10 protein-coding genes are annotated in these 10,239 nt (G+C 63.3%); 4 read left to right on the forward strand and 6 right to left on the reverse strand.

Annotated features, from left to right (window positions below; translation table 11 throughout):
- Window positions 1-247: 247 nt before the first annotated feature.
- Genes V6M61_RS01815 through ilvA form a run of 3 tightly spaced genes read right to left on the reverse strand, consistent with a single transcriptional unit; the run spans window position 248 to window position 3,858 of the window.
- Complete coding sequence (locus tag V6M61_RS01815) at window positions 248-1,117, reverse strand: adenosylcobinamide-GDP ribazoletransferase (protein ID WP_332774847.1); 870 nt, start codon at window positions 1,115-1,117, stop codon at window positions 248-250.
- Between the two features lie 28 nt (window positions 1,118-1,145).
- Window positions 1,146-2,201, reverse strand: a complete 1,056-nt coding sequence (gene cobT / locus V6M61_RS01820; RefSeq protein ID WP_332774848.1) for a nicotinate-nucleotide--dimethylbenzimidazole phosphoribosyltransferase — start codon at window positions 2,199-2,201, stop codon at window positions 1,146-1,148.
- 34 nt (window positions 2,202-2,235) lie between these two features.
- Window positions 2,236-3,858 carry a threonine ammonia-lyase, biosynthetic gene (gene ilvA / locus V6M61_RS01825; RefSeq protein ID WP_332774849.1) on the reverse strand — a complete coding sequence of 541 codons (1,623 nt, stop codon included), beginning with the start codon at window positions 3,856-3,858 and terminating at the stop codon, window positions 2,236-2,238.
- A gap of 241 nt (window positions 3,859-4,099) precedes the next feature.
- Between ilvA and V6M61_RS01830 the strand changes: the two genes are divergently transcribed.
- On the forward strand, window positions 4,100-4,558 hold the full coding sequence (locus tag V6M61_RS01830) for an OsmC family protein (RefSeq protein WP_332774850.1): 459 nt from the start codon (window positions 4,100-4,102) through the stop codon (window positions 4,556-4,558).
- A gap of 86 nt (window positions 4,559-4,644) precedes the next feature.
- Here V6M61_RS01830 and coq7 read toward each other — a convergent pair whose 3' ends face one another.
- Entirely contained in the window at window positions 4,645-5,262 is a 618-nt protein-coding gene (gene coq7 / locus V6M61_RS01835; RefSeq protein ID WP_332774851.1) for a 2-polyprenyl-3-methyl-6-methoxy-1,4-benzoquinone monooxygenase, read from the reverse strand.
- Window positions 5,263-5,269: 7 nt separating this feature from the next.
- Complete coding sequence (locus V6M61_RS01840) at window positions 5,270-5,539, reverse strand: type II toxin-antitoxin system Phd/YefM family antitoxin (protein ID WP_332774852.1); 270 nt, start codon at window positions 5,537-5,539, stop codon at window positions 5,270-5,272.
- Window positions 5,540-5,797: 258 nt separating this feature from the next.
- Here V6M61_RS01840 and V6M61_RS01845 point away from each other — a divergent pair, with 258 nt between their 5' ends.
- The 3 genes from V6M61_RS01845 to V6M61_RS01855 all read left to right on the forward strand — a co-directional run bounded on the left by V6M61_RS01845 (window position 5,798) and on the right by V6M61_RS01855 (window position 9,227).
- Entirely contained in the window at window positions 5,798-6,856 is a 1,059-nt protein-coding gene (locus V6M61_RS01845; protein ID WP_332774853.1) for a porin, read from the forward strand.
- 368 nt (window positions 6,857-7,224) lie between these two features.
- Window positions 7,225-7,872: a DUF3047 domain-containing protein gene (locus tag V6M61_RS01850; RefSeq protein ID WP_332774854.1), complete on the forward strand. Its 648-nt coding sequence runs from the start codon at window positions 7,225-7,227 to the stop codon at window positions 7,870-7,872.
- Window positions 7,873-7,958: 86 nt separating this feature from the next.
- Window positions 7,959-9,227, forward strand: a complete 1,269-nt coding sequence (locus V6M61_RS01855; protein WP_332774855.1) for a M20 aminoacylase family protein — start codon at window positions 7,959-7,961, stop codon at window positions 9,225-9,227.
- Between the two features lie 17 nt (window positions 9,228-9,244).
- Here V6M61_RS01855 and V6M61_RS01860 read toward each other — a convergent pair whose 3' ends face one another.
- Window positions 9,245-10,093, reverse strand: coding sequence for a MurR/RpiR family transcriptional regulator (locus tag V6M61_RS01860; RefSeq protein ID WP_332774856.1), 849 nt, complete (start codon window positions 10,091-10,093; stop codon window positions 9,245-9,247).
- Window positions 10,094-10,239 lie beyond the last annotated feature (146 nt).

Raw genomic sequence — 10,239 nt, forward strand, 5'->3', positions numbered from 1 at the left:
ACTTCGTGTAACTCCCTGCCCCCCGAGGGGGCCGCCCCGCCTGCGGCCCGGCAAAGCCGGTTCCGCGGCTCGGACTGGTGTTTTGAGGGCCAGCGACTTGCAACGTGCAGAGCGCCACACGCAACAAGCTTTCGTAGGGATGCATACGGCAAGCCGGGGCCGCGGGACTGGCTTAGCCAGACCGCAGGCGCAGCGGCCCCCTCGGGGGGCAGCGCAGTACGCGAAGCGACAAGCGTGGGGGCCATACCTATAGGCTAACGGCCAGGCCCAAGTAAAACGCGATTTCGCAGACCTGCTGGGTGGCGCCCAGGCAGTCGCCCGTGAAGCCCTGCAGGCGGCGCGAGAAGAGCCGGGCCATCCACAGCAGCGCCAGCACGGCAAAGCTGCAAGCCACTATTAAATTAGCAGCGGGCAGCGCAGTACTGACAAGGGCCAGCACCATAAAACACCATGCGAAAGCGACCAAAAGACGGCCCAGGCTGATCTGGTCGGCCAGCCGTTTGGACTTGGAGCTGGCGGCATCACCGGCATGGGGCAGCCAGCGAATCAGCAGCAAGGGCAGACCGCGCGAGACCACATGCCCGGTCCACAAGGCAGTGCACACCAGCCAGCCCTTGAAGAGCGCCGGCGCCAGCAGGCCCGCGTCTGTTCCCTCGGGGCGCACCAAGCCTGCTTCGCTGGACGCCAGCAAGGCCAGCAAGCTGAGCTTGCACAGCAGCGCCAGCACCAGTGCCATGGCGCCAAATGCCCCCATGCGCGAGTCCTTCATGATCTCCAGCGCGCGCTCGCGCTCGTGGCTGCCGCCCAAGCCATCGGCCACATCAGCCAGGCCGTCTTCGTGAAAGCCGCCGGTCAGCAGCACCGTGGCGACGGTGGAGAGTGCGGCGGCTACCAGCGGCGCGAACGCCGCGTCGGGCAGCATGGCCAGCAGCAGCGCGTAGACAGCGGCGGCCACGGCGCCCACCAGCACGCCAATGCCCGGAAAGTGGGCCGCGCTGGCGCGCAGCAGTTCGGGGCTGTGGCCGACCCAGCTGGCCAGGCGCCCGGTCACCGGGAGGCGGGTGAAAAACTGCACCGCGACCAGGTACTCGCGCGCCAGCTGGCTCAGGGAATTCATGGGCGGTTCATCAAAAAAAGGAAGAGGCTCAATCGCCCTTGTCGCTCTTGCCGCTGATGCCGGCCGATTCAAAACTGGCCATCTCGTTGAGGAAGCGGGCGGCCGACTGCACCAGCGGCCAGGCCAGCAGCGCCCCCGTGCCTTCGCCCAGGCGCAGGTCCAGGTCCAGCAGTGCTTTGGCCTTGAGATGGGCCAGCAGCAGCCGGTGGCCGCGCTCGGCCGAGCGGTGGCAAAACACCAGGTAGTCCTGCACCTGCGGCACCAGCGCGTGCGCCACCAGCGCGCTAGCGCCGGCGATGAAGCCGTCGACCAGCACCACCCGGCGCTGGCTGGCGGCCTGCAGCATGGCCCCCAGCATCATGGCAATCTCAAAACCTCCCATTGCGGCCAGTATGTCAAGGGGTTCCACGGCATGCTGGTGGCGCAGCGAGGCGTGCGTCAGCACCTCGCGCTTGCGCATCAGCTGCTGGTCGTTCAGGCCGGTGCCGCGTCCCGTCGCGTCCTCGATGGGGGTGCCGGCCAGGCGCGCCAGCAGCAGGGCGGCCGACGAGGTGTTGGCAATCCCCATCTCGCCAAAGGCCACCACATTGCCCGGCAGGTCCTGCACGATGTCCATGCCGGCTTGCAGCGCGGCATGTGCTTGTTCCCTTGTCATGGCAGGGCTCTTGCACATGTTTTGCGTGCCCGGCGCGATTTTGCGCTGCAGCAACTGCGGATGGGCGGGCAGCTCGGCCGCCACACCGGCATCGACCACGTGCAGCGTAAAGCCGTGCTGGCGCGCAAACACGTTGATGGCCGCACCGCCGGCCAGCATGTTGGCCACCATTTGCACCGTGACCGCCTGTGGGTAGGCCGAAACGCCCTCCGCGGCGATGCCGTGGTCGGCGGCAAACACCACCATCTGCGGCGCCTGCAGGCTGGGCGTTTCACTGCGCTGGATCATGCCCAACTGCAGCGCCAGGTCTTCCAGCAGGCCGAGCGCGCCCACCGGCTTGGTCTTGTGGTCGATCTTGTGGCGCAGCCTGGCCTCCAGCGGGAGGTCGGTCACCGGCTCAATCGCGGGCAGGAAGGCGGGAAGTAGCATGGCGGCCTTGTGTCACTTTGTCAGCTGGTATCCGTCAGGCCTGCAGGAACAGGCGGTACACGGGGTTGTCGGTTTCTTCCACGTGCGGATAGCCCAGCGTGTCCAGAAAATCCTTGAAGGCCTTGTTGTCGGCCTTGGGAACCTGCAAGCCGACCAGGATGCGGCCGTAGTCGGCGCCCTGGTTGCGGTAGTGGAACAGGCTGATGTTCCAGTTCGGCCGCATGTGCGAGAGGAACTTCATCAGCGCCCCGGGCCGCTCGGGAAACACAAAGCGCAGCAGCCGCTCGTCCCTGGACAGCGCGCTGTGCCCGCCCACCATGTGGCGGATATGCTCCTTGGCGAGTTCGTCATGGGTCAGGTCCAGCGCCTTGAAGCCGTGCCGCGAAAAATTGGCCGCTATCTTGGTGCTTTCGCCCTTGGCCGAAGTGGTCAGGCCCACAAACACATGGGCCTGGTCGGCGTCGTTGATGCGGTAGTTGAATTCGGTGACCGAGCGCGGGCCGCCGGGCAACTCGCCGATCAGTTCGCAAAAATGCCGGAAGCTGCCGCGCTCTTCGGGAATTGTCACGGCAAACAGCGCTTCGCGCTCCTCACCCACCTCGGCCCGCTCGGCCACAAAGCGCAGGCGGTCAAAGTTCATGTTGGCGCCGCACAGAATCGCGGCGTAGGTCTCGCCCTTGGTCTTGTGGGCGGCCACATACTGCTTGATGGCGGCCACCGCCAGCGCCCCGGCGGGCTCGACGATGCTGCGCGTGTCGACAAACACGTCCTTGATGGCGGCGCACACGGCATCGGTGTCCACCGTGATGAATTCATCGACCAGTTCGCGGCTGATGCGAAAGGTTTCTTCGCCGACCAGCTTGACGGCCGTGCCGTCCGAAAACAGGCCGACATCGGGCAGGGTGACGCGTTTTTTCGCCTCCACCGACTGGATCATCGCGTCCGAGTCGTTCATCTGCACGCCAATCACCTTCACCTCGGGCCGCACCGCCTTGATGTAATTGGCCACGCCAGAGATCAGGCCGCCGCCGCCGATGGCCACAAACACGGCATCCAGCTGGTTGCTGCCCAGGCCCTGCAGCTGCCGCAGGATTTCCATGGCGATGGTGCCCTGGCCGGCGATCACGTCCGGGTCGTCAAACGGGTGCACAAAGGTCAGACCCCGTTTTTTCTCCAGCACCACGGCGTGGGCGTAAGCGTCGGAGTAGCTTTCACCGTGCAGCACCACATCGCCGCCGAGCGCCCTGACCGCGTCCACCTTGAGCTGCGGAGTTGTTGCCGGCATCACCACCACCGCCCGGGTGCCCAGCTTCCTGGCGCTGAGCGCCACGCCCTGGGCATGGTTGCCGGCCGAGGCGCAAATCACGCCTTTTTTGAGCTGGGCGGCACTCAGGTGGGCCATTTTGTTGTAGGCGCCGCGCAGCTTGAAGCTGAACACCGGCTGCTGGTCTTCGCGTTTGAGCAGCACGGTGTTGCGCAGGCGCTGGCTCAGGTTTTTGGCGGGCTCCAGCGCCGACTCGACGGCCACGTCGTAAACGCGGGCGGTCAGGATTTTTTTCAGGTAATCGGCAGGCTGCAAGCCTGACGTGCGCGTGGCCACGGACTTGGCAGGTTTTGAAGGGGGCGGGGTGGGGGATTTGGTTTTCGGTGGCAGCATGTCTTTTCTCGCAGACTGACATCATAGTCGGCAAGAAAAAAGGCCCGGACCTTGCGGTCCGGGCCTGTAAATCCACCCTTAGAGGAGGTGGAGGAGACAACCAGTGCAAAAATACATGTGTACGTATTGATGCGATGATTCAAGTATACCGAAATTATGTTGCACTGCACAATTGGTGTGGCGCGAATTCGACAATTTTTGCTCGTTTTTGATAAATTTTTTGCGCAAAAGGAAAAAATCCATGGAATGCACAGTCAGCTGGACCGGCCCAACGGCCGCCACAGGGTCGCGATCAGGCATGAGCTTTCTGGCGGAAACCGGCAGCGGCCATGTTTTGGTGATGGACGGCGCGCCCGATGCGGACAAGCCGGAAAACGGCGGCGCCAACCTCGCCCCCCGCCCCATGGAAACCGTGCTGGCCGGCACCGGCGGCTGCACGGCCTACGACGTGGTGCTGATTCTCAAGCGCGGCCGCCATGATGTACGGGGCTGTTCAGTCAAGCTCAGTTCCGAAAGGGCGCCGGCAGACCCCAAGGTGTTCACCAAGATCCACATGCACTTCGTGGTAACGGGGCGGGGCCTGCCGGCCAGCGCGGTCGAGCGCGCCATTGCCATGAGCCACGACAAATACTGCTCGGCCACCATCATGCTGGGCAAGACGGCGGACATCACCACCAGTTTTGAAGTTCGGGAAGACTGAGTTCAGCGCCTTTTTGGGCTGTGCCCCGTGCAGGTTATGTTCCGAATGCTACTTAATTAATAGCAAAAATAGCGGAGCCAAGCCCCTCAAATGTAGTGCGCCGTGGTCGTCATGACCTTGGCCGAAGCCCGCATCAGCACCTTGACCGGTTCGGGCATGGGCAGCGCTCCGGCGTTTTGCGCCTCCTGTGCGTGGCGCGCCTCGTCGTCCTTCATTTGCGCCACGATGGCACGCGAGGCGTGGTCGCCTTCGGGCAGGCGCTCCAGGTGGCTGGCCAGGTGGGCTTCGACCTGCCGCTCCGTCTCCACCACAAACCCCAGACTGAGCCGGTCGCCCAGACGGCCCGCCAGCAGCCCCAGGCCAAAGGCCCCGGCGTACCACAAGGGGTTGAGCAGCGAAGGCCGCGCGCCGAGTTCGTCGAGCCGCTCCCGCGTCCAGGCCAGGTGATCGCCCTCTTCCTGGCTGGCCTCCACGAAATGCTGGCGCAGGGCCGGGTCCCGCGTGCTCAGGGCCTGCGCGGCGTACAGCGCCTGGGCACAGACCTCCCCCACATGGTTGACCCGCATCAGCGCGCCCGCCAGCGCCCGGTCCTGGGTGGTCAATTCCGTGCCTTGCCCGGCCAGGGTCGGGCAGGCCCGGCTGGCGCGGGGTTTGGCAAACAGGGTGCGCAGGGCGTTGTCAGTGGCGTTGAGCAGGACATCCATGGCCGGGTCATTCTGGTGAATTGGAAAGAGAGGAAAGTTTAGCCAGTCGCGCTTCCAATTGCTGCACGCGTTGGTTCAGCGAGAGGCTGGGCGAGGTCAGCGGTGTCTGCTTTGGTGTTGGGCGCGGTGTCGCTGCGATGCCCGAGGCGGGTTGAGCAGGCATGAGCAAAGCGACCGCATGGCCACGGCGGGTCAGGCAAAACGCTTCGCCACGCTCCACGGCGGCGATCAGTTTTGAAAAATGGTGGTTGGCCTCGCGAAGGGAGATGGTTTGCATCGGAAGTCTGGTCTTGAAGCGGCAATGTAGGACAAAATTGTAGGACATTTGATTTGCTGTGCCCCAAGCTGATTTGTGGTGTGCCTCCCACAGGCAGGTTGCACTTTGTTGCACAGGTGCAACGGAAATGTCTTTTTCCGGGCAATTCCTTTGCCTAAGCGCGCCGCCTCTGTTGCAATACAAACAACTTCCTAAATGGAGGTTGGCCCGGGGATCCAAAGTCCTGGAGCCCTATGTTTAACCTTGGAGAAATTCTCAATGAAAAAGTCCCTGATTGCTCTGGCTGCACTCGCAGCTGTAGGCGCAGCTTCTGCCCAGTCCTCCGTGACCCTGTACGGTCGCCTGGACCTCGGCTCGTCTTACAACAAAACGACCACCACCGTTGGCGGTGCTAGCACCAGTGTGAAAACCACCAGCCTGGCTGGCGCACAAGGCGTCCGTACCGGTGGCCGTCTGGGCGTTCGTGGCACCGAAGACCTCGGTGGCGGCCTGAAAGTCAACTTCAACGTTGAAACCGCTGTGAACCCTGACCGCTCCACCAGCGGCGGCTTCGGCACCTTCGGCTTGACCCGCACGGCTATTCTGCAATTGCAAGGCGCTTTCGGTTCTGTAACCATTGGTACCTACCTGAACGTTCTGGACGATGTCCGTGGTTACAGCGCTGCTACCGCTGGCGTGGCTGGCGGTGACTTTCTGGTCAACACGCACGCTCTTTCCGGCCTCAGCGGTCGTTCACAGAATTCCATCGGCTATCGCTCCCCTGTGTTTGGTGGCGGCTTCCAGGCCATGATCGGCACCACGCACGAGAAAACCGACACCGGTGTGGTTGCTACCACCACCAAGTCCACCGGCTACCTCGGTGGCGTGGGTTACAACAACGGCCCTGTGAGCGCTATTCTGTCAGCTGGTCAGGGCAAAGGTCAGGCTGGTGCAGTTGATGCCAAGATCAATGACTGGGGTTTTGCTGCGAGCTACAACCTGGGCATGGCTGTTCCTTACTTCCAGTACGAACACTCCAAGCTGACCTCGAACCTTGGCGCAGCTGCAACCGTGAAAACCAACGCATGGGAGATTGGTTCGAAGTTCCCGATGGGCGCTTTCACCCCTTACATCACCGCGTCTCGTGGCAAAGTCAAGGTGGGCTCGCCTGAAGTTGTGATCAAAGCCAGTGCTTACCAGCTCGGTACCACCTATGACCTGAGCAAGCGTACCTACGTTTACGCTGCAGTCGGTCGCGACAAGAACAAGACCGACGTTGCTGGCGGTGTTGAAGTCAAGCGTACCGGCTACGCTCTGGGCCTGGTCCACAACTTCTAATCGTCTGCTAGCACTAGCTAGCTGATGAGACGAAAAATCAACCCCGCCGTGGCAACACGGCGGGGTTTTTTTGATCATGGCACCGTCATTCCCGCGAAGGCGGGAATCCAGTGCGGCGCTAAACAAGCGTTGCGCTTCGTAGTGCGGCTGGATTCCCGCCTTCGCGGGAATGACGAACCTGTAGAAATCCTGTTACCCGTATGAGTTTCATGCTGACCCCCGCAAAATGCCTGCCTCGCTGGCTTTTGTGTGGCTACCTTTTCTTGCTGCTGACGGCATGCGCCTTGCCGCCTCCCGCCGACAATGATGCTTCCCTGGAAGCCACGCCCTGGGCGATGGCCACATCGACGCCACAGTCACCCGAGGCAGTGAAACCGCTTTCTGATACCTCCCAAGCCACCTGGCAACACTACCGCCTGCCCGGCAAGCAACCGACGACATTTATCTACACCCGGGCGGAGGGCCGACCTGCGATGGCAGTGACGGCGGTGGCCTCGGCCAGCATGTTGCGAAAAACCGTGCGCCTGGAGCCCGCGGCGCTGGGCAAGCTTCGCTTTTCCTGGAAAGTCCCTGCGCTGATTGACGGCGCCGACCTGACGCTGCGCGAGGGCGATGATTCCCCGGTGCGGGTGGTGCTGGCGTTTGAAGGGGATCGCTCGAAGTTTTCGGCCCGCAACGCCATGCTGTCCGAACTGGCGCGGGCCCTGACCGGCGAAGAACTGCCTTACGCCACACTGATGTACGTCTGGGGCAACCACCGCGCGCCCGGTACGGTGCTCATCAATCCGCGAACCGACCGCATTCGCAAACTGGTGCTTGAATCGGGGCCCGGCCGGTTGAACCGGTGGCTGGACTATGAACGCGATATCCGCGCCGACTATGAAAAAGCGTTTGGCGAAGCGCCGGGCGCGCTGCTGGCCATTGGCATCATGACCGACACGGATAACACCGGCGGCTATGCCCGGGCCTGGTACGGCCCCGTTACACTGGCGCCTGATGTGCTCGCAAAAAAGTAGCATTTTTCAAATTTTCGGACGGTGTTTTCATGCAAACCGATTTGCAATCTTCTATCAGTGCCGCGTCTGGCACCTTGCCTGCTTCGATGGAAGACCCTGGCGCCAGGTTGCGCGCCAGTGGCCGCGCCTTTGCACAGATTGCCCAGTTTCACCCCGAGCTGACCGCTTTTCGCCGCGACCTGCATGCGCACCCCGAGCTGGGTTTTGAAGAGGTCTACACCTCCAGCCGGGTGGTGCACGCGCTCAAGCTGTGTGGCGTGGATGAAGTGCACACCGGCATGGGGAAAACCGGCGTGGTGGCCGTCATCAAGGGGCAGCAGCCCAGTGCAGCTTCTGGCGCCAACGCGCAAGCGATGGTGGCGCTGCGGGCGGACATGGACGCGCTGCCCATGACCGAGCACAACGACTTTGGCTGGAAATCATCCAAACCCGGGCTGATGCACGGCTGCGGTCACGATGGCCACACCACCATGCTGGTGGGGGCGGCCCGCTACCTGGCCGAAACCCGCAACTTTGCCGGCAATGCTGTGCTGGTGTTCCAGCCCGCGGAAGAGGGGCGTGGCGGGGCTGATGCCATGATTAAAGACGGCCTGTTCGAGCGCTTCCCGGTGCAGGCCATCTACGCCATGCACAACTGGCCGGCCATGCGGCCTGGCACGATAGGCATCAATCCGGGGCCCATGATGGCGGCGGCCGACCGTGTCACGATTGAAATCACCGGCAAGGGCGGGCATGGCGCCCATGCTTACCTCACGGTGGATCCGGTGCTGGTGGCGGCGCACATCATCACGGCGGCGCAGAGTATTGTCTCGCGCAACGTCAAAGCCATGGACAACGCGGTGATCAGCCTGTGCGCCATGCAGGCGGGCGATCTGGGCGCCATGAGCGTGGTGCCCGGCAATGCCACGCTGGTGGGGACCGTGCGCACTTTCAGGCCCGAGGTGCAGGAGTTGGTCGAGCAGCGGCTGACAGCGCTTTGCACGGCGGTGGCGCAGGGCTTTGGCGCCACGGCGACCGTGACATACGAACGCATTTACCCGGCCACCATCAATTCACCGGCCGAGTACACGCTGGCCACGGCCGTGGCCGAGCAGCTCGTGGGCGCGGAAAACGTGGTGCGCAATCTGGAGCCCAGCATGGGTTCTGAAGATTTTTCCTTCATGCTCAAGGTCAAGCCGGGCGCCTACCTGCGCCTTGGCCAGGGCGAGCAGGTTCCCGACGGGCAGGGCGGCAGCCAGGGGGGCACGGGCAGCCACTTTCTGCACAACAGCTGCTATGACTTCAACGATGCGATCCTGCCCTTGGGCTCGGCCCTGTTTGCCGGCATCGTGGAGCGTTCGCTGCCGCTGGCCTGAACTGGGCAAACCCCGCTTCAGGTGTAGCGCTTGTTGCGCAGGTTGTTCTTCATTTCCTTGAGCAGCGGCTGGAGCTTGGCGCCGCCAATGCGCAGCGCCACGCAGGTCGCCAGAATGTCGATGATCATCAGGTGCAGCAGGCGCGACACCATGGGGCTGTAGCGGTCGTAGCCTTCCGGGTGGTCGGCCGCCAGATGGATATGGCCTGCCGAGGCCAGCGGCGAGCCACTGGCCGTGATCACGATGGTGGTGGCGCCGTTCTTGCGGGCAATGTCGCAGGCATCCATCAGATCCCGGGTGCGGCCCGAGTTGGAGATCACTACCAGGCAATCCCCGGTTCCCAGTGACGAGGCGCTCATGACCTGCATGTGGCCGTCGCTGTAGGCAATGGTGTTGACGCCCAGGCGAAAGAACTTGTGCTGCGCGTCCTGCGCCACGATGCCGGAGTTGCCGGCGCCGTAAAACTCGATGCGCTTGCCGGTTTTGTAGGTGGCGGCGAGCGCATGGGTGGCTTTTTCGATGGCGGCCGTGCTGGCATCGTTGCGGTATTTCAAAAATGCCGCCACCGTGTTGTCAATGACCTTGACCAGCACATCGCTGGTCTTGTCGTCCACATCCACGCTGCGGTGGATGAAGGGCACGCCTTCGCTCACGCTGCCGGCCAGCTTGAGCTTGAAGTCGCTCAGGCCGTCGTAGCCCATGCTGCGGCAAAAGCGCACCACCGTGGGCTTGCTGACATGCGAGCGGCTGGCCAGCTCGGTCACGGGCAGGTTGGCAAAGGCGCGCGGGTCGCTGAGCACCAGGCGGCCGACCCGCTGCTCTGCAGGGGCCAGCGAGGGCAGGGAGGCTTTGATTCGGTCAAGCATCTGGATGGCCCCCACGGTCGTTCACTTCGTGTAACTCCCTGCCCCCCGAGGGGGCCGCCCCGCCTGCGGCCCGGCAAAGCCGGTTCCGCGGCTCGGACTGGTGTTTTGAGGGCCAGCGACTTGCAACGTGCAGAGCGCCACACGCA

The organism is Polaromonas sp., from assembly GCF_036676035.1.
Taxonomy (GTDB): Bacteria; Pseudomonadota; Gammaproteobacteria; order Burkholderiales; family Burkholderiaceae_C; genus Polaromonas.

Bases quoted from the DNA above. Each gene is read 5' to 3' on its own strand.
- V6M61_RS01815 (WP_332774847.1), bottom strand. From the start codon at position 1,117: ATGAATTCCCTGAGCCAGCTGGCGCGCGAGTACCTGGTCGCGGTGCAG.
- cobT (WP_332774848.1), bottom strand. From the start codon at position 2,201: ATGCTACTTCCCGCCTTCCTGCCCGCGATTGAGCCGGTGACCGACCTC.
- ilvA (WP_332774849.1), bottom strand. From the start codon at position 3,858: ATGCTGCCACCGAAAACCAAATCCCCCACCCCGCCCCCTTCAAAACCT.
- V6M61_RS01830 (WP_332774850.1), top strand. From the start codon at position 4,100: ATGGAATGCACAGTCAGCTGGACCGGCCCAACGGCCGCCACAGGGTCG.
- coq7 (WP_332774851.1), bottom strand. From the start codon at position 5,262: ATGGATGTCCTGCTCAACGCCACTGACAACGCCCTGCGCACCCTGTTT.
- V6M61_RS01840 (WP_332774852.1), bottom strand. From the start codon at position 5,539: ATGCAAACCATCTCCCTTCGCGAGGCCAACCACCATTTTTCAAAACTG.
- V6M61_RS01845 (WP_332774853.1), top strand. From the start codon at position 5,798: ATGAAAAAGTCCCTGATTGCTCTGGCTGCACTCGCAGCTGTAGGCGCA.
- V6M61_RS01855 (WP_332774855.1), top strand. From the start codon at position 7,959: ATGGAAGACCCTGGCGCCAGGTTGCGCGCCAGTGGCCGCGCCTTTGCA.
- V6M61_RS01860 (WP_332774856.1), bottom strand. From the start codon at position 10,093: ATGCTTGACCGAATCAAAGCCTCCCTGCCCTCGCTGGCCCCTGCAGAG.